The 18376-nt window shown below is 46.9% G+C and carries 16 protein-coding genes; 3 read left to right on the top strand and 13 right to left on the bottom strand.

The genetic code is table 11. The features are described 5' to 3' along the window. Nucleotides 1-12: 12 nt before the first annotated feature. Nucleotides 13-594: an AMP-binding protein gene (locus CFREI_RS12275; protein WP_027012949.1), complete on the bottom strand. Its 582-nt coding sequence runs from the start codon at nucleotides 592-594 to the stop codon at nucleotides 13-15. Nucleotides 595-895: 301 nt separating this feature from the next. On the opposite strand from CFREI_RS12275, the gene CFREI_RS12280 reads away from it, so the two are divergent. Next, on the top strand, nucleotides 896-2026 hold the full coding sequence (locus CFREI_RS12280) for a lipopolysaccharide biosynthesis protein (protein ID WP_035112209.1): 1131 nt from the start codon (nucleotides 896-898) through the stop codon (nucleotides 2024-2026). A 120-nt stretch (nucleotides 2027-2146) separates the two neighbouring features. On the opposite strand, the gene CFREI_RS12285 is transcribed toward CFREI_RS12280, so the two are convergent. The 11 genes from CFREI_RS12285 to CFREI_RS12335 all read right to left on the bottom strand — a co-directional run bounded on the left by CFREI_RS12285 (nucleotide 2147) and on the right by CFREI_RS12335 (nucleotide 13275). Beyond that, nucleotides 2147-2809, bottom strand: coding sequence for a glycoside hydrolase family 16 protein (locus CFREI_RS12285; protein WP_084170778.1), 663 nt, complete (start codon nucleotides 2807-2809; stop codon nucleotides 2147-2149). Then, nucleotides 2803-3747 (bottom strand): glycosyltransferase family 2 protein, encoded by a 945-nt coding sequence (locus CFREI_RS12290; RefSeq protein WP_027012946.1) that lies wholly within the window; start codon nucleotides 3745-3747, stop codon nucleotides 2803-2805. Before CFREI_RS12290 ends, CFREI_RS12285 begins: the two co-directional genes overlap by 7 nt. Further along, entirely contained in the window at nucleotides 3744-4553 is an 810-nt protein-coding gene (locus CFREI_RS12295) for a serine hydrolase (RefSeq protein ID WP_027012945.1), read from the bottom strand. Before CFREI_RS12295 ends, CFREI_RS12290 begins: the two co-directional genes overlap by 4 nt. Before the next feature lie 160 nt (nucleotides 4554-4713). Continuing rightward, complete coding sequence (locus tag CFREI_RS12300) at nucleotides 4714-6645, bottom strand: hypothetical protein (RefSeq protein WP_027012944.1); 1932 nt, start codon at nucleotides 6643-6645, stop codon at nucleotides 4714-4716. Continuing rightward, nucleotides 6627-8225 (bottom strand): glycosyltransferase, encoded by a 1599-nt coding sequence (locus CFREI_RS12305; protein WP_051255988.1) that lies wholly within the window; start codon nucleotides 8223-8225, stop codon nucleotides 6627-6629. The genes CFREI_RS12300 and CFREI_RS12305 overlap by 19 nt, the downstream gene beginning before the upstream one ends. Continuing rightward, nucleotides 8212-8901, bottom strand: coding sequence for a glycosyltransferase family 2 protein (locus CFREI_RS12310; protein ID WP_051255987.1), 690 nt, complete (start codon nucleotides 8899-8901; stop codon nucleotides 8212-8214). The genes CFREI_RS12305 and CFREI_RS12310 overlap by 14 nt, the downstream gene beginning before the upstream one ends. Nucleotides 8902-9207: 306 nt before the next feature. Continuing rightward, a complete protein-coding gene (locus CFREI_RS12315) occupies nucleotides 9208-9456 on the bottom strand; it encodes a hypothetical protein (RefSeq protein WP_027012943.1) in 249 nt (82 codons plus the stop codon). Between the two features lie 159 nt (nucleotides 9457-9615). Further along, a complete protein-coding gene (locus CFREI_RS12320) occupies nucleotides 9616-10194 on the bottom strand; it encodes a hypothetical protein (RefSeq protein WP_027012942.1) in 579 nt (192 codons plus the stop codon). A 1-nt stretch (nucleotide 10195) separates the two neighbouring features. Further along, on the bottom strand, nucleotides 10196-11044 hold the full coding sequence (locus CFREI_RS12325; protein WP_027012941.1) for a carbohydrate ABC transporter permease: 849 nt from the start codon (nucleotides 11042-11044) through the stop codon (nucleotides 10196-10198). Further along, nucleotides 11041-11886: a carbohydrate ABC transporter permease gene (locus CFREI_RS12330; protein ID WP_027012940.1), complete on the bottom strand. Its 846-nt coding sequence runs from the start codon at nucleotides 11884-11886 to the stop codon at nucleotides 11041-11043. Before CFREI_RS12330 ends, CFREI_RS12325 begins: the two co-directional genes overlap by 4 nt. A gap of 60 nt (nucleotides 11887-11946) precedes the next feature. Beyond that, nucleotides 11947-13275, bottom strand: coding sequence for an ABC transporter substrate-binding protein (locus CFREI_RS12335; RefSeq protein ID WP_027012939.1), 1329 nt, complete (start codon nucleotides 13273-13275; stop codon nucleotides 11947-11949). A gap of 296 nt (nucleotides 13276-13571) precedes the next feature. Between CFREI_RS12335 and CFREI_RS12340 the strand changes: the two genes are divergently transcribed. After that, nucleotides 13572-14708 (top strand): ABC transporter ATP-binding protein, encoded by a 1137-nt coding sequence (locus tag CFREI_RS12340; RefSeq protein ID WP_027012938.1) that lies wholly within the window; start codon nucleotides 13572-13574, stop codon nucleotides 14706-14708. Nucleotides 14709-14787: 79 nt separating this feature from the next. Here the strand turns inward: CFREI_RS12340 and CFREI_RS12345 are convergent, their stop codons facing one another. Further along, nucleotides 14788-15675 (bottom strand): glycerophosphodiester phosphodiesterase family protein, encoded by an 888-nt coding sequence (locus tag CFREI_RS12345; protein WP_051255986.1) that lies wholly within the window; start codon nucleotides 15673-15675, stop codon nucleotides 14788-14790. A 975-nt stretch (nucleotides 15676-16650) separates the two neighbouring features. Here CFREI_RS12345 and CFREI_RS12350 point away from each other — a divergent pair. Beyond that, nucleotides 16651-18297 (top strand): alkaline phosphatase D family protein, encoded by a 1647-nt coding sequence (locus CFREI_RS12350; protein ID WP_084170776.1) that lies wholly within the window; start codon nucleotides 16651-16653, stop codon nucleotides 18295-18297. The last annotated feature ends 79 nt before the right edge of the window (nucleotides 18298-18376 follow it).

Below are 18376 nucleotides of genomic sequence, written 5' to 3' on the forward strand. Positions count from 1 at the left end.
GGCGAGGCGTCACTACCTGGTCATATGATTTTGATTTTCAACCCGATTGTCCATCCACAATAAAAACCAATCTTCGTGAGTGTGCATTTTATACTCAGCCACATCCGAACGCCCAAATGTAAACTCCTCCACGATTGGGGTATCTGGAGTTACAAAACAATACTCCATTAACGGAGCAAACTGTGTCTTCCACTCGTCCCATCCATCATCCACATTGATCTCTGGGGCATCTCGAACATTTAGAATCACATGGCAATCGCTACAACGCACAATGGCAGTGGCGAAAGACTGCTCCAAAACATAATCGACGTCCTCACTATCCACATTCTGGTCAACTGGCACCATTACAGCACCCAGTTTGACGCAAGCAAATAGCACTTCCCAAAAGCTCGGTGACTTCTCCCCGATATACAAAACACGATCACCTAAGCCAACGCCAATATGCGCTAATCCAGCCGCTACTCGCGATGAATCATCATCCAACTGCCGGTAGGTAAGCATCCCAGCATTGGGCCAAGCCACATTGATATCGGGCATTTCATTTGCACATAAATCGAGTGCATCCGAAAGCGTTACAAAATCTTGACGATTCATCTTCTTTGGCTCCTAAAGCCTCAATAGAGTGTGCAGTTACATAGGTCCAAGTGTTTATAAAAATTAATGTAGCAATCATACTGGTAGACAGCCTTACTGCAAGGATTTCATGCGCAAAGTTCTTACGCAATTTAATGAATATTTTTTCATTTTCTCGGGTGCTGGTGCGCTAAACCAGAATCTGGCCATCTGACATTTCCCCAGGAATGAAAGACTAAGAATCAACCCGAAAGTTTTTAAATCATTCGACATAACAAGTTGCATGGTGTCTAACGAACCATATTCCGTTACTGTGGTTTGTGTGCAAAAAAACTTAGCGATTGATTCTGTAGTACTCATGGGATCCAGCGCTACAAATGCAATTGTTGGTCTCGCTTTTTGGGTTACTGCAACTCGATTAAATGACGCCGAAATAGTCGGCGCTGCCAGCACTGGAATAGCTGTGGCAACAACACTTTCCACACTAGGAATGCTCGGATTTGCCCAGCTTATGGAGCGTTTTCTTCCACGTGCATCAGCCCTCCAAACGATGGGCGTTATTGGTTTCGTCGCCGCCTTTTCATTATTCTTAGGCTGGCTATTTCAACTACCTTGGTTGACACTTGTCCTGGCATTGTTCGCGCTATGCGATTCATATCTTATTGGCTGCGGAAGACCACGCCTTGTGGCCTTAAAGAACCTTATTCACGCGATAGCTAAATTCGCACTAGTTTTCGTACTACCAATCGAATGGGCCTGGGGAATACCAACTGGCGTTTTATTAATTTTCTTCTTTTTTGGCAAACTTCCTCACAGACACCTTAAAGTAAGTGAAGTATCACTATATTTCTCCCATAGTGTCGGTTGGCTATTGGCTCAAATGCTCCCAGGATTAGTTATTCCATTAATGGTTGCCCGAACTGGGTTGGATCAAGCCGCCTATTTTAATATCTCATGGGTAATCGTTAATACATCATTTGTCCTTATGTCAATGATCGGCGGTCCATTTATCTCCAAAGTGGCAAATGCCGATGCTGAAATGGCAGATGCGACCCAAACTCTCATTCGAATTGTGATAGGAACAAGCTTCTTAAGGCTTATCGGTGTTTCTTGTTTAGGTCCTCTTGCGTTGTTTGTGTACGGAACTGATTACGCCGAAAACGGCTATATGCTTCTTATCCTCATGGGCATTGCGCATTTTATTGGTGGACCGGCATACCTGTATGCAACGCTTGCCCGCATTTTCGGCCGCATTGGGTATGCGATGCTCATTCAAGCAATAGGCTCGGTGGCCGTGGTTGGTTTGATTTGGTTAATGCTTCCCACATGGGGCATTACAAGTGTAGGTATCGCGTATTTGATCGTCGATACTTGTGTCATGCTCGCTTCCGCATGGCCATTAAAGAAAGCGCTCAGTATCGCCCTGAAGAAAGTTGAACCGCAGGTACTGTAAACCCATCGATATGCAAAGCAATATCAAGACGCACCCACAGCCATAATGCAATAGTAAGGACCCTGGCACACTTGTCCAGGGTCCTTACTATCTACTAGAACATGCAGTTTAAATACCGTTCTAAAGCTCTTGATATCCGACAGAAAGAATCTCTACAACGGGAACACGGTACTCATCTTTTGGTTCCCCTTTTTCTTGTGTATAGCCGTTGCCATCAACAAGATTGTTGCCTTCTTCAGTCGCGTGCGATTCCACCTGAATTGCTAAACGCATCGGCTCATGCGGAATATCCTTGGTGGTCTCACCAAAGAGTTCACCTTCACAGAAGAATTTGATGCTGTCTTTACGCCATTCAACAGCAAATGTCGTAGGTTTTGTAGTGTCTCGGTCAACTCGGAATTGTTGACGCTCTTTACCGTGGATAAAGGCATCAACGCGTTGACGATCCGCACGGAAACATTCCGCGATATCAATTTCTGGCGGCCAGTGATCAGCTTCGGGCCAGAGAAGTACATGGTAGGAGAGGACCGGGTGTGGAGTGGAACGTAGACGTACTTCGAAGCGACCATACTGTTTTGGCGCTTGTAGATACGTTAAACCACCTGTTACCCAGCCATTATGACCTGGCGCTCCGTAAAGAATATTCCCGCGAACCATGGAAGGATCCCACTGAACGTATCGATCAGAGGATGGGCGACCTGAGTATGCTTCATAATCTTTTAACGAGGCATTACATGCAACCAGCACTAACGGTGTTAGTAGGAAGGCACGTCTGCTCAACATTTGAACCTCACGAATAGTTTTTGCATTGTGCGCCCTACTCTGTATAGCGGTGAGTAGACGCCTATCGGAACTGTCGCCGCCATGACGGCGCCATGAACTGCTTCACGACGGTGTCCGTCGCTCCATGTTTGTAGCAACGCCGACGGCGTCAAATACCTTAGCAGCGAAAGTTGCAATTGGCGAGAATTTGGTAATCCAGATAACGCTGCGGTTGCGATTCCAGGGACTGCTTCAAACCATACGCGGAAGGAACTTGGAGCACCCATAGCAACCACTGAATCCGCACATAACGACGTATTTTGCACCGATCGCAGATCTGTATCTACTGCCCCGTCGTTACGATCACGGTAGTGGTAGCCAATGAATGGAATTAATCTTGCCTTATGTATGCCGGGAAGAGCATCAAGCAACAACATGAAATCCTCTTGCGAGGATAACTGCTTCTCCGGATTTGATCGCTCGATCGCTTCTTTTAATACCTCCGCTTTAAACAGCTTGTTCCACAGATAACCTCGAACAGTCCCATCAAAGATAACCGGCTTAAGGTCATCAATAACTACCTCGTCTGCCACACCTTCCATAAGATGGATTCGCCCAAGGCTGTCGTAGCGGTGAGCACGGCAAATAACGAGGTCAACACCTTCGCTGGCACCGATCATGCGTTGGAGAATGTGCGGATCGAAGGTATCGTCAGCATCGACAAACCAGATCCAATCACCTTGTGCTTCTTGAATACCTCGAGCACGAGCGGCAGCAATGCCCAAGTGCTCTTGATAAATCACTCGGCCTTTACCCCAATTCTCGGCTATTTCGGCACTATTATCTGTTGAGCCATCATTAATAAGGATGTATTCCACATCTTCTAGCTGGTCAAGGCATTTCAATACCCGAGGAAGATATTCAGCCGCATTGTAAAAAGGCAGAATTACACTGATCATTTCAGAGCCTCCAGAGCTGCTTGTTCCACTGATTCATTACCCCGTGATAAAACCACCACGGCTCTTTTTCCTGGTTGCACGGCTAATGCACTTTGAAAATCGGGCGCAGAGCCCGTTTGTACCCATTGCTGATTTCCCCACTCGGGAGATTCGAGTGTATAGCGAGCAAATCTGCCAATGTCTTGTACGGTCGAAACGCCTCCCACCGCCGGTGAAAGTGCATTAAATTCATTCAGTAATCTTGTGTTGACTAAACCCATCGGTTCCGTAAAGCGAGTTTTCAAAAGGTTTGGGTAGTCGGTTTTTGCGGCGATTGCCAGGGCATGCCCCAATAAAGATATTCCAATTGTTGAAGGATTCCTGCGGCCGCGGCTTTCTAATGGATCTAACTTCGCTTTATGCAAAAGTTCCTGGTAATTCAGGCTTTCGTTATCTGTCGCCGCAAAACCACCAGTATGTTCGGCGAGCTCGCGCAGCGTTACATTTGATGCCGGGCTATTTGGGACGTCGACAAGAGCGCCTAGTTTTGTATCTTCCCGAATATCACCGCGGCGCAGTGCCGCATAGTAAAGCTCAATAGTGAACAATTCAGTCAGATTTGATACCCGGTACGGTGTAGTCAATGAAGACTCAACCAGCGCAAAAGTAACCTCTTTATCCACAGCCATTGAAGCAATCATCCGGTTGTTTTCTGTATGAGGTACGATCTTCGCGGCGAGTTCTTCGTCACCACGTGGAGGCACCATAGGTTCCTCTGTAGCCGTAAGCACAAGAATGACGGCGATAATCGCTACGAAATATTTCATGTGGCACCCGCCAATCGGAGCATAAACATCGTGCTGGCAAACAGAAGTATTGGCACCGCCAGCCACCAACTAAACCACCAGCCACGCCTGCGCGCTAGCACCGTCCAAAGATAGACACCAAAGGCTAAAAACGCAGCACAAATAGTAATTATTTGAGCAATCATTCAAGCCCCCTTACACCTGGCGAATCACCGAGTGGTACGCCGTGAATATCGGTTCGTTCCAACACAATGACATGCTCAGAATCCCACGTGATTTTATAGTTACTGTACTTCTCCAAATCATGTGCAATTTCTTCAAAATTTTGCGGATGCCCATTCACCATTCGTTCATAGTGCTCACGCGTGGAAGTCAGAAACACTACATCAGGCTGCTGAGCTAGCACACCAAGCAAATCTCTCACAGGGCTTTCAGGCGGCTTCATTTCAGCAACACGATCCATCCGTAGCGTGCCTTCATAAATTAATGGTCCAACTACCGAACCGTATGGTGTGCGATCCAATACAAAACGTGCGGCTTGCACTACGTCTTGAGGTGTACGTTCAAAAGCAATATTCACGCCGCGAGCAGTTACTCCAAGTACAGCGCAGAACGCCAAAATAATCACCGGCCGCAACCGTAGTCGTGCGATCATAATGGCTAAAAATGGTGCGGAGTATAAGAACACCCGAAGGATTACTTCGCCTCCATAACTTTGCCCAAAAATCAAGGTAATCGGAGCCAGAATCGCAGCTGCAACCACGCGTTGCTTGGTACGCCACCAGGTAAGTACAGCAGCTAAGCCTAAGACCAAAGTAAAAAGCACCCGGAACTGCTGCATTTGGGTATACAACGGTTCCCCACGAACACGTTCAGTTAATCCCATGGATACCGCTTCGGAAGCTTTACCGAATCCTTCGATAAGCACAGGGAGGTTTCCAGACCACCAATCTGAAGCACCAAATACAAACCAAGAAGCGAAAATTACAGCAACACCTAGCCATAATGTGCGGAATTCCGTGGCCTTTAATAAAGCAAGCAATGCCAAAAGCACGATGAGCGTTACTGGAGTGAGTTGGTGAGAAACCACCATAGCCGCAGCTAGTATAAGCGCTACAAATTCATGCTCGCTGTGAAGCACAAGTCGAATAATTACCAAATACAACAAAAGTGCAACTGATTGCGGTGAAAAATAATCTTGTGCGCTCCAATTAATGCAAATAAATAGGATGCCCGCCAGTAATCCTTGGGTGTGAGTGCTTCCCAATGTTCTTGCCAAGGCATACACAGCAGGCATATACGCCATAGCAATTGCCACTGGATAGAACACAAGAAGATTAGTCGTACCGCTAATTTGCTGGACTAGTGCAGCAGCTGAGAGAAAACCTGGCCAACTAAATCGAGCATCGATGCCGGTAAGAATACCCCAGTCAGTAATCGCTTCTGCAAAACCAACATGCACATACCCGGTGTTCATCACCGCACCAAAATCGGCAAAATTCACGGTAGAAACCACCATGGCCGCAAGCAATATCATGGCAGCGGGGCGTCGCCAAACAAAAAGTGCAATGGCTAAGGCAACAAACCATTGCCATGGCAGTACTTGCAAAATCCCAATCGAGCCTGCGGAATCCAAATCAATGGCATAAATTGACCAAAACCAAAATAACGTTGCAGGTACAACTAACCAACCAGAACGATACGGCTCTATGCGAGCAAGCAGACCAGCCGAAGCGTTTTCAGGGATAGCACCGCTGATTGGACGTTTAGTTTCTTCAAACCATCGACGAATACTCGGGCCCCACTCCTTTAAAGGTGGTAGATCGGGACATCCTAGCAACGCGGGTAGTGCCAGCACGATTGCCGCGACGAGCGTACTGCGTATGGTCAGCTGGTTAGCCAACGAAACCAGAATAAAAAGAGCAAGAGATACTGCCGGAGTAAGTGCGAGGAAAAAAGCCCGATCGTTGGTAAGCCGCGAACTAATTCCAGCACCAATAACAAATGGTGCGAATGCCGCAACCCACATTGGGTGTACAACAAATGCGGGTAGCAGTAGACAGAACGCCCACCCGATTCGCTCGCCCCAGGCGATTACTCTGTCTTTTTCCATGTATCCACCGCATCACTAAGCCGGGCCGCCATAAAAAGTGGTGGGCCGCATAGATATCCTGCAATTTCAGCTGTGCGCATCCACCAAGGTGAAGGCTCGGTTGGTGGCTTTACAGCACCATGGGGAACTTTGCCTCGGATTGTTGTGGGCACAAACTTCCCGTCAGCTAAACAACGAGCAAGCGACGCAGTAAATCCAGTACCAAATCCAAACATTTGCTTGGCTAAAGCACGCTTTGAATGCCTATGGATATGGCACACAATGGCTTTCGGTTGATATTGGATAACGCCTCCATGAAGAACAACACGACGTAACATATCCAAATCTTCACCACCACGGGTGCAGCGTCCGGTGCCAAGCTCTTCAGCAAAGCCACCGATTTTTTGAAAAACCTCAGCTCGGAATGACATATTCACTCCAGCACCGAAGCTTCCAGCCGGATAGGGATATAGCGGCGGCGCTTCTTCAGTATCTAAGCTCCAACGACGTGGCTTCTCGCCCATATCGAAGCTGACATGGTTTTCAAAAAGCTCTTGTGCCTCGGTTTCAGGCTTGCTTACTACCCGACCTGTTACCGCCCAGGTTTCATCATCATAAGAATTGATAAGTTCTCGCAGCCAATTTGGGTCCGGGCGCGCATCATCATCAGTGAATGCAAGAATTTTGCCATTTGCCGCACGAATCCCGACGTTACGGGCCCGGGCTAGGCCCGGCTGAGGGGCCCGGATCCCCATTCCGATACCGTCCGCTGAGTTATCAACCAAGATCAATTCTGCGTCGATACCTTCCATGGATTTTTCAATATGGTGGAGATCCAATGGACGGCGCCCATCCGTACACACGATTATCGACGCCTCTCGCGTTGGGGTTTTAGGCGGGATAAACCCACGCTTTCCCAACGCAAACCCCAAGGCAGCAGCAGCTACATGCAAGCTGGGGTGTCTAGCATATTCACGTTCAGAGCCAAGATCATTGAGCCAGGACTTTATACGCCCTTCATCAAATGAGCGTTTCATGTGATAGGCAAGTTTAGTTCGAGACTCAGGTACAAAATGGTCTACTGCAAAAGCGGTATGACGGATAATCTTGCCATCAATACGCTGGCAAAGCTCGGTTTCTTCACCCCCCGAAGTATTTCCACCCACTCTGCCAAGTGCAGGAGAAAAGAGCGGAATTGGCCTGCGAAATGCCATAGCTGCGCCAATAGGATTGCGGATTTCTTCCCCATCCGCAGGTAAACCTGCATGGTCACACCCATACACCCAAGCATGCCGTTCGTCGCCTTCGCCAGCTTCAAACCTCGGGTGAACTGCTCCTCCAATCCCGACAATCTCAGGATCTTCAAACACGCTCATTGAGGCACGCCATCCCGGACGCGGAATAGCGTCATCATCAATAAATACAATGATTGGGTTCGATCCTTGGCTAACTCCCTCGTTTCGAGCATCAGCTAGCGGGCGATCCCGAATAATTGTTAACGTATCGTCTTCTTGTAGTTCCTTTTTGATTGCTTCAACACAGGCATCAAGGAAATGCTCACGGCCGGTGACCGTACACACCACTACATCAATAGCGTCCACGCCATTCCTTCCAAATAGTCCGAAGCACGCGCTTGCCGTCTTGCCACGCATGAAGATTGCTTTCACCATGAATGCGGTTGTATTCGTGGCTTGGTACTTCGGCTATTTCAGCGCCGAGTTTTGCTGCACGGCAGGCAAAAAGGGTCTCAATTTCAAAACCATCGCCCCATTGCGGCTTGCTCTTATTCACCTCTGGAAGATTCCACGACTCGAACATCTCACGAGTAAAAGCGTTATAGCCATAGCAAAGATCAGTAAATTTTGTACCAAATAAAGTATTTGCTAGCTGGGTAAACCCAATATTTCCGGCTGAACGCAGCCGCGTAAGATCGTCAGACCCGCCACCCACAAGATAGCGGGATCCCTTTACAAAATCCGCTCCTGAATCCAACGCATCGATAAAACGCGGAATTTCAGAGATTTCCGCAGACCCATCAGTATCCACCATTACAAGGTGTTTCCCGGTAGCTGCTACACAGCCGCAGACCAACGCATTCCCCTTTCCTTTCCGCGTCTGGCCAATCACCCGAACTGGGTATTCACTTACCGTTCGTTTGGTGTGTTCAATATCCCCGCCTTCGACAACTACCATTTCATAGTCATCTGGAACGTGCGGCAGTAATCGGAGAAGATTCGCCGTTTCATTCATCGACGGCAAAATCAAGCTAACGGTCATATTCTTAGTTCCTCCAGCGATGCCTCTGGCCCTGAATCTCACCCAATAGCCATATTTTTCCTATTGAAATCAATGGATAACCTCGGCAAAACAACGTTTTCTACCCCATGCGCGAAACTTAAAACCATCATCAGAATCCTTAAAATGCTCAAAACATTATCTAAAATATTTTTATAGAAATGATTTTTGCATCGTGCATAAGCTTGGAATTGAGACCTGCATAAATATGCTAAAGTCCAGCTAAATTGGGATATTTTCCAGTTTTCACTTATTTGGGGATTGTCGCTTGCCAAAAGCTACCGCTGACTATTCGAGGCGCTCATCAAGGCTCATTTTTTTATCTTGATATCCGGACGGAAATACATGATGCCCAGGCATTTTGCCCAACAAATGGCTCCGAACACCACCATCGCGTAAAGTGGATACACGCACGCTATTGCAGTGTTCGACATGCGCACCACGTTTTTGAATAAAACGCTGAACGCTGTCAGTTTGATCGCCAAAGGTAGAATTTAAACCCTTTGACCTGATTTTCATAAATGCAGCAATCAACATCTAGTAGTCCTTCCGCTATTGGAGAATACTAGAGCGTTAAATAAGTGCAACCTTTTACATTTATTGGAAATGTTTACTCAATCTATATAATTTGAATAGCGCACGTTTTTTCTTTACGTACACTCGCTTTTTAATTCCCGCTAGTTCCTTGCACCACATTCACTTCCCCCCCAAAAGATTACACCCTAATAGGGGTGTGACGAAAGATGCGGCGAGATACTGTCCGATCCCAATGATAAGAAAACCAAAAAACAGCGAATGAGGAATTAATGCCAAAATAAGTACCCACACCACGATCGCGGTGATAAGCACTCCACATGTCCGAATAGGATGTCGTATAGACAAGCCAACAGACGATCGAAAAGTTTCTACAACGCCAGTACCAGCACAAGAAGCGAGTGGAACATACCAAGCGGAGATTGCGTACACCATCAAAATTCCAGATAAGATTCCGGATCGTACTGCAAAATGATCAATAGCTAACCACTCAATCAGTGCGAGAATATGTATCACCAAGGTGAAACCCCACCACCACGAAACCGCACCACCCGGCTCCCGAAGACCCCGAATAAATGTCCTAATAGGATGTGGTGAATCAAGCAGCCAAACTCGATATGATGATCGAATTGCTCGTCCCCCCGGCACCACTACAAGACAGCAAGCCACCATAATTGCAGCAACCACCGCGACATCGGAAAACTTCTCCAACGCGCGGTGGAAAGCTGAATCCGGGCCCATATCAGCCCTTCACCGCACCTGCGGCTACGCCTTCAATAATGTATTTCTGTGAAGAAATATAGAACACCACAATGGGAATGATGGCGAGAACGAGCATTGCCATCATCGCACCAAGGTCGCGGTTGCCATTCGAACCTACGAAGGATTGAACGACCACCGGGATAGTTTTGTATTCTGTGGACAATCCAATCACCAAATATGGCAAGAGATAGTCATTCCATACCCACATAGCATTAAGGATCGCTACCGTAATTGCGGTTGGTTTGAGCATAGGCAAAACGACTCGAAAGTAAGTTTGCAGCGGCCCACAACCATCAATCATTGCGGCTTCTTCAATTTCCAATGGAATCGACTTCACAAAACCAGCAAACATAAAGACAGAAAGTGCGGACCCGAAACCTAGATAAAGCACTGTAATGCCAAGTGGGTTATTCAGGTGAAGGCTATCTGCAATCTTCACGGTTGGAAACATCACCATTTGGAATGGAATAACCATTGAAAAGACAAACAAATAGTAGAGCGCTGATGTCCACCAAGTTTTTACACGAGTGATGTAGTAGGCGGTCATTGCAGAGAAAAACACAATCGAAACCACAGATAGAATCGTGATCACGAATGACCAGACAATCGCCCAGAAGAAGCCCTCGCGAAGCAGCCCAACTGCGTAATTTTCGAAGCCAGCCCACATATCTCCAAGCGGTAGTGCAAAGGCATTACTTGAGATAGCAAATTTACTCTTGAATGAATTCAGAAGAATAAAGAGGATTGGACCGATAAATACAAAGGTAAGAAAAACCAAGATCGCGTAGATCGGCAGTTGACCTGGTGTAATCTTCTTTTCTGATGTCATGCTTCAACCTCCCGGCTCCGAGTGACACGCAACTGAATTAAAGCGAACACGATCACGACGAGAACGAAGATAACGGCCTTTGCCTGGCCAACGCCTTCAACACCGATCCGGTTAAACATCGTGTTCACGATATTAAGCGCGACCATTTCGGTTTGCGCCTGTGGAGCACCGTTAGTTAATGCAAGGTTTTGGTCAAACATCTTGAAGGTGTTTGCAAACGTAAGGAATAAACAGATAGTGATCGACGGCATAACCATCGGAATCGTCACGTGACGTAGAACGCCCCACTTTGAGGCACCATCGAGCTGTGCAGCTTCGATCAGTTCCGGAGGAACATTTTGCAAACCAGCTATGTAGATGATCATCATATAGCCAACGAGCTGCCAATTTATGAGTACGATCAACCCAACATAACCGTACTTCCAATCTGAAATGATGGTTGTACTGTAGTTGGCCAGCACCGCATTAATCATAGATTGCCACGTATAGCCGAGCACAATGCCGCCAATTAGGTTTGGCATAAAGAAAACCGTGCGGAAGAAATTCGTTCCAGCGAGCTTCCTTGTAAGAATCCAGGCAATGGAAAACGCGAACATATTTACCGTAACCAGAGAAACGATAACTACGAGCGCAGTAAACCAGAATGCTTTTGTGAAGCCTTCACGCTCACTGAAAGCTTGTACATAGTTTTCAATACCATTAAATTCTGCGTCCGAAATCGTAGTGAAGTCCGTGAAAGAAAGCAGAAAACCAACTACGAAAGGTACGAAGAACGCGATCGCAAAAGCGATCAGCGTCGGAAGCACAAAAATTGGGAAGTACTTTTTTAATGACGCTTGCATAAGATTGCCATTCTGTAGAAGATGTGGGGCCATATACGACCCCACATCAAATCTTCATGCTTACTTGGAAGCTGCTTTTTCAGCAGCCCAGTTGTCAACAAATGTCTTGACTACTTCATCCCAGTTAATATTTCCGGAAGCATATTGGCCCAATGCCTGACCAAAGTCATCCTTGAACTGCTGGGATGGGAAGTACTGGAAATCCCAAGGAACGTTCGTCAGTGAATCGTCGTTAATTGCCGCCGCAATCTCTTTGGCAAGCGGATCGTTTGGAGTGTCGCTTTCTGTGTAGTTGGTAAACGGTGCAATAAAGCCCAAATCCTCAACTACGTGCTTCTTACCCGCATCGGAGGTGAAGAGCCAATTCACAAAATCAATTGTTGCTTTTTGGTCTTCTTCAGATGCCTTATTATTCACAGCCAAGTAGTTTTCGGTACCTACGGCCAGACCTTGAGATTCCTCACCCTTCATGCCGGTGTAAATCGGCATGAACTTGATTTTGTCTTCTTTCACAACGTTGCCGGAGACCTCATTAATTTGTCCCCAAGCCCAGTTGCCGTTTTGAACCATAGCAGCTTTGCCTTGAGCAAACTCTGCCATGGAATCAGTGACAGACTTTGAAGGAGCCAGAGTCTTTTCAATTGTTGAATTGTTTAGGTACAGGTCAAAGATGTTCTTGTACTCTTTGTTGTACTTGAATTTCAGCTCATCGGAATCCTGGACTCCAAGATCCTTCAGCTCGTAGTGCACTGGAAGGTTTGCCAGGTGGGTGTACCAGCGCCAATCTTCACCAGTTGCAAGAGAAGTAGAAGCAAATACTCCATCGATGCCAAGTGCAGACTTCTTGGATTGCATATCCTCGGCTACAGCCTTCAGGGTTGCAAAATCCTTGATATCTTCAACACTCGAAGCTTTGGCGCCAGAGGTCTTAAAGTATTTATCGAGGATTTCCTCGTTGTAGATAATGCCATAGCCTTCTACGGCAAATGGAACACCATATACTTTGCCGTCCTCACCTTTTAGCGCAGGAACATCGTCTTTCAGCGCCTTTGTAATTTCGGCATCTGAAAGATCAACAGCGTACTTCTGCCAGTTTTTCAAACCTACTGGACCATTAAGTTGGTACAGAGTAGGCGCATCGGACTTATCGATCTCAGATTTGAGCGTTTGTTCGTAGTTGCCAGAAGCAGCGGTAACCACTTTGACTGGCACCCCAGTCTCCTTGGTGTACGCTTCCGCGATCTTTTTATACACGGCTTCCTGTTCAGGCTTGAAGTTTAGGAAGTAAACGCCGGGCTTGCCGTCGTCCCCTGAACCAGAGCAAGCTACAAGGCCGCTAGCAGCAACGGCACCAGCAACAAGAGTCGCAAGAATGCGCTTGTTCACCATGAAGTGTCCTTCCAATGACGGGAAATCTCCTTAGTAGGAGTGAGTATGCTCTCAGTCTACAAGAGGTAGTGACCAGTAACGAAATAAGATGACTTTATCGATGTAGATCACTCCCCAATTTGAACCTGTTGCTTTCAAAACCAAATAAATTTTCGCCTTCTTAAATAGCCAAAATCACCCATGCCTTATTTGTAACCAGAAGAACTAAAAGTGGTAATGTCCAGTTTTAAGCCAAACAGTCGTTTGGCCCTCTCACCACGGATCGCTCGGCACGTACCGCCGATGGAGGAACCACTATGGCAACTGTGACGTTTGAAAACGCCACTCGTATTTACCCTGGCAATAACACCCCCAGTGTTGATAAATTCAATCTCGAAATCGCAGACGGAGAGTTTCTTGTATTGGTCGGCCCTTCGGGCTGCGGCAAATCAACTACACTCCGTATGCTTGCCGGCCTCGAGGAAGTAAACTCCGGCAGAATCCTTATTGGAGACCGTGATGTTTCCAATGTTGAACCTAAGAATCGCGATATTGCGATGGTATTCCAGAATTACGCTCTATATCCCCATATGACCGTTCGCGAAAACATGGGTTTTGCATTGAAGATCGCGGGTGTGGGCAAAGCTGAAATCAACGAGCGCGTCGAGAAAATTGCGAAAACCCTCGACCTCACCAAATTTCTTGATCGGAAGCCGAAAGCACTATCGGGTGGCCAACGTCAGCGCGTAGCCATGGGCCGAGCAATCGTTCGCCGCCCACAGGTATTCCTTATGGATGAGCCTCTTTCCAACTTGGATGCCAAACTCCGTGTACAAACCCGTACACAGATTGCCGCACTTCAACGTTCTTTGGGTGTAACCACGGTCTATGTCACACACGACCAGACCGAAGCACTGACAATGGGCGACCGTATTGCCGTCCTTAAGGATGGTGTATTACAGCAGGTTGGTACTCCAAGAGAAATGTATGACGAGCCAGCCAATGAATTCGTTGCTGGGTTTATTGGTTCGCCAGCTATGAACATTGGAACGTTTAAGGTTGAATCGGACGGCGTTGCCACCCTTGGTCTGGCCAGGGTACCACTTTCAAAAGATACGCTCGCCGCACTTACTGATGCTGATAAAGGCAATATCACTATTGGATTCCGCCCTGAATCCCTAGAAATTGTAAAAGAGGAAGCCGATACTATTCCGATTCAAATCGATATGGTCGAAGAACTTGGCTCAGACTCTTATCTCTATGGGCATCTTGTTGGTGGCGGCCACCTAGGTTCTGGTACAGATGCAAACCCTGATGGCGAATCCACCGACCAGATCATCGTCCGTACTACACCACATTCCGCTCACCCAATTGGTTCTGTTATCCATGTTCGTATTAAGAAAGGTGCACAGCACAACTTCTCCCCTGCGACTGGAGAGCGCCTGCCAAACTAACCGATTGCTACTCGTCTGGCGCTAATTTGGCCAAGTATCACCCTGCTCAACAATTTTGATGGGCAGGGTTTGCTATTTGCTACGTCTGCGCAAGGACGTTTTTGAGCAATTTCGGATAATCCGTAATCAGTCCATCAACACCCATATTGATCAGCTGACGCATCTTATCCTCCGTGTTTACTGTCCAAGGAACAACCCGCATTGAATTCTCGTGCGCACGCTCAAGTAATTCTTGGGTGACGAGCGCATAATCAGGTGAAAGCACACTGATATGGTGGCGCTTCGCGACGTCGATAATATGCCCATAAGGCCCCCAAGGACTTTCTGGATACCAGGTAGTTGCGTCCCAAAGTGCTACTAGCGGAATGCGTGGATCCGCGGCATACACAATGGGAAAGGTTCGCCAATCAAAAGATTGAATCATTACACGCTTTTCGACGCCCGCTTCTCTCACCGCCCTCAGAATAGCTGTAACAAATTCCTCCGGCCCAGCACTTAAATACGGTCGGTCAGCCTCAATTTTCGTCTCAATATTAAAATGCACCTCATGTCCTTCGGCCAGACCGAATACGTCACGCAACTGGATAATCCGATTTCCCGAAACAACTTGCGCCTCTGGAAAGTCCGGCAGCAACTTTGCACACTCCACCCGTTGAAGGTCTTCCCATAAAAGCTCACGGATTACTTCACCATGACGGGATCCGCATTTCTCTGGAAGCAAAATCGGATCATGCCACACTGCGGGAACACCATCTTTTGTCAATACAATGTCCAATTCCAAGGTACTTACCCCGAGCGCCAAAGAGTTTCTAAAGGCCGTTGCTGATTCCTCAGTCCAGTGTCCACGACCACCACGATGAGATTGCAGGTCGAATCCGCTAGGTAAGGGGTAGATTTCAATTGATTTTCCGCTCTCCATATCTCCGTTATACCCCCAGATTCGGGAATGCTCGAGAGTTTTCCACATGGGAATATGAAAATGAGTTCACCTTACCATTCGATCAACTTGGCGGAATTTTTTAAAGAAATTTAAAACAAGAAAAGGCAGGTGGAAATAAAGGGACTTATTCATTCATTGTTGTTGTAATTTGAATTATGGAGTCGCACCACAAAACTAATGGAAAAAAGGAACGACAGTACTAGTGAACATCACCTTCCGTACCGTTTTTTATACCGCCAATAAACGCATTCCACATTGAAACCTTTTAAAAACTCAGAGCTTCACCGACTCCAATTAGTGCACCACCCATCCCATAAAACCAAAACGCATTCATTTACATGCGCAGCGTCAAATTAGTACCTTTTATACAAATTGACTGTTTGCATTCACCCATTTCCTTATCTTCAACCATTAATTTTGATTCCTAAATATATATTTCACGTCAAGGACTGGCCCCTTGGCCGTCCTTTCCATCACATATATTCCATCGCATATACACAGGAATTTAGCGCCTAGAATCCACCACGCCTCCTCAGTCTGGCGTTCAGCACACATGAAAAAATCCAGCAAGAACTGCAAAATTCGCTTGCTCCAAGAAAAACCTGGTCGGGTTACGACGATTTTTCGCAATATTTCTTATGTAAAGTAAGGCTAACCCTGCGATAGACTGGGCATCTTTATTTTCCCCACATTCTCCAACTCGCCGAAATTTTCACCACTTTTATACCCACGATGACGCATCACCGTTTTAAAAATTTAAGACTACGTTCTATATAGCAAAAACTCTGGAAATTCGTTTTTATCCATATGGAGAATGCGATTAAATATGAAAGCAAAAATCACTGACCTCAAATACAAAGAGTTCCACTATTAAACAGGATCGAGCATGTCAACAATGGAAACAAAGTTTCAATAAGCGGCTACTCAAAGATTTATCTTGTGGTCTCTTTTTCTCATTTTGAGTTCATCTTAGTTTCACAATGCACTTTTAGATTGAACCCCATGAGCAGCCAAGTCAGTCGTAGGTATTTTTTAGGTACTGCGGCATTGTTAGCAGCTTCCTCGGTTTTTATTCCAGAGGCAGCCGCAGAACTTGGTCATGCTGTTTTTCAGCATGGTGTTGCTTCAGGTGACCCCTTGTCAGACAGGGTTTTGTTGTGGACGCGCATAACCTCACACCCGGATGACATGCCTGGCTCACTGCTCGGTACCCCCACCACTGTGCATTGGGAGGTTTCTTCTGATGAAGATTTCTCTTCCAATATCGCCGCAGGCCAGGGGGTCGCCACTCCTGAAAAAGATATGACAGTAAAGGTGGATGCCACTGGATTACTACCGCATACAAACTACTTCTACCGCTTTACCGTGGTAAGCGGACCTTACAGCGGACAACGCTCACCTGTAGGGAGAACAAAGACAGCACCAAGTGAAGACCAAGCTGTTTCTCATCTTCGGTTTGCATTTTTTTCTTGCGCCAATTGGGAAGCCGGATATTATGCGGCATATCGTGATATGGCTCAACGCCAAGATATCGACTATGCCCTTTGCCTAGGGGATTACCTCTATGAGTACGCCACGGGCGAGTATCCAGGTAAAGATACGGTTATCCGACCACACGTACCTCCAAACGAACTCCTCTCTCTCGCGGATTACCGCGCTCGTTATGGGGTACAACGGACGGATGCTGATTTACAGGCTGCCCATGCGGCGTGTCCTTGGATCGTCACTTGGGATGACCATGAAGTTGCTGATAATTTTTGGGAGTTTGGTGCTAAAAATCACTCTTCCGAAGAAGGCGATTTCATCGCGCGGAGGGAAGCTGCGATGCAGGCATATCTCGAATGGTTGCCTGTTCGTACCACGGAGCATTCCCCAAGCGGCAAAATCTACCGAAACCTAAGTTTCGGGTCATTAGTTGAGCTTTCTATGTTGGATTTACGTTCCTATCGTTCCCAACAAATCGAATTTCATCAAATCTCTGAAATTGATAACGAGCAACGTACACTGCTCGGATCTGAGCAATTCCAATGGCTCAATCGAAAGCTGAGTACTTCCAATAGTCGCTGGAATCTCATTGGCAATTCGGTAATGATTGCCCCATTACTAATACCCCCACTTGATCCAGAACCTGCCAAAATGTTTACCGAGCTTCTTGACCTACCTGAAGAAGGAATGCCTGTAAACACAGACCAATGGGATGGTTATGCCGCTGAGCGTAAGCGCTTATTCAAGCTTCTACAAGAACAAGACCTCCGGAATGTGGTGTGGTTAACTGGTGATTTGCACTCTTCTTGGGCTTCTGACGTGCCGATTACGCCAGGTGACTACCCAAATTCCGGGATAGTAGGTGTGGAATTTGCAGGACCTTCGGTTTCCGCGAAAAATGGAGACGATATTCTGCAGTTACCGGAGCGCAATTCTGTATCTACTGGGGTTGAGCAAGCCGTTCAGGAACTCAACCCCCACATAAAATCTGTAAATCTAGATAATCACGGTTATTGCGTACTCAATGTGACGCACGATTTTGTACAGAATGATTGGATTTACGTGAAGGAAAAAGAGCATCCAGAATCCCCCACGTATTGGTCTCATTCATTTCGTGCCTACCATGGACGCGGTATAGAGCCTTATCACGAGCCTATTCGCTAGCAGGATCGTATTTCAGCGGCTTTCCTTTTATGCTGTATGGCGACTAACCCACACTTATTTTGAAGGACCGTGATCTACT

The sequence above is a fragment of the Corynebacterium freiburgense genome (assembly GCF_030408815.1).
Classification (GTDB): Bacteria; Actinomycetota; Actinomycetes; order Mycobacteriales; family Mycobacteriaceae; genus Corynebacterium; species Corynebacterium freiburgense.

What these genes read in the sequence shown, in the direction of transcription:
- CFREI_RS12275 (WP_027012949.1), bottom strand. Translation starts at nt 594, where the DNA reads ATGAATCGTCAAGATTTTGTAACGCTTTCGGATGCACTCGATTTATGT.
- CFREI_RS12285 (WP_084170778.1), bottom strand. Translation starts at nt 2,809, where the DNA reads ATGTTGAGCAGACGTGCCTTCCTACTAACACCGTTAGTGCTGGTTGCA.
- CFREI_RS12290 (WP_027012946.1), bottom strand. Translation starts at nt 3,747, where the DNA reads ATGATCAGTGTAATTCTGCCTTTTTACAATGCGGCTGAATATCTTCCT.
- CFREI_RS12295 (WP_027012945.1), bottom strand. Translation starts at nt 4,553, where the DNA reads ATGAAATATTTCGTAGCGATTATCGCCGTCATTCTTGTGCTTACGGCT.
- CFREI_RS12300 (WP_027012944.1), bottom strand. Translation starts at nt 6,645, where the DNA reads ATGGAAAAAGACAGAGTAATCGCCTGGGGCGAGCGAATCGGGTGGGCG.
- CFREI_RS12310 (WP_051255987.1), bottom strand. Translation starts at nt 8,901, where the DNA reads ATGACCGTTAGCTTGATTTTGCCGTCGATGAATGAAACGGCGAATCTT.
- CFREI_RS12315 (WP_027012943.1), bottom strand. Translation starts at nt 9,456, where the DNA reads ATGTTGATTGCTGCATTTATGAAAATCAGGTCAAAGGGTTTAAATTCT.
- CFREI_RS12320 (WP_027012942.1), bottom strand. Translation starts at nt 10,194, where the DNA reads ATGGGCCCGGATTCAGCTTTCCACCGCGCGTTGGAGAAGTTTTCCGAT.
- CFREI_RS12325 (WP_027012941.1), bottom strand. Translation starts at nt 11,044, where the DNA reads ATGACATCAGAAAAGAAGATTACACCAGGTCAACTGCCGATCTACGCG.
- CFREI_RS12330 (WP_027012940.1), bottom strand. Translation starts at nt 11,886, where the DNA reads ATGCAAGCGTCATTAAAAAAGTACTTCCCAATTTTTGTGCTTCCGACG.
- CFREI_RS12335 (WP_027012939.1), bottom strand. Translation starts at nt 13,275, where the DNA reads ATGGTGAACAAGCGCATTCTTGCGACTCTTGTTGCTGGTGCCGTTGCT.
- CFREI_RS12340 (WP_027012938.1), top strand. Translation starts at nt 13,572, where the DNA reads ATGGCAACTGTGACGTTTGAAAACGCCACTCGTATTTACCCTGGCAAT.
- CFREI_RS12345 (WP_051255986.1), bottom strand. Translation starts at nt 15,675, where the DNA reads ATGTGGAAAACTCTCGAGCATTCCCGAATCTGGGGGTATAACGGAGAT.
- CFREI_RS12350 (WP_084170776.1), top strand. Translation starts at nt 16,651, where the DNA reads ATGAGCAGCCAAGTCAGTCGTAGGTATTTTTTAGGTACTGCGGCATTG.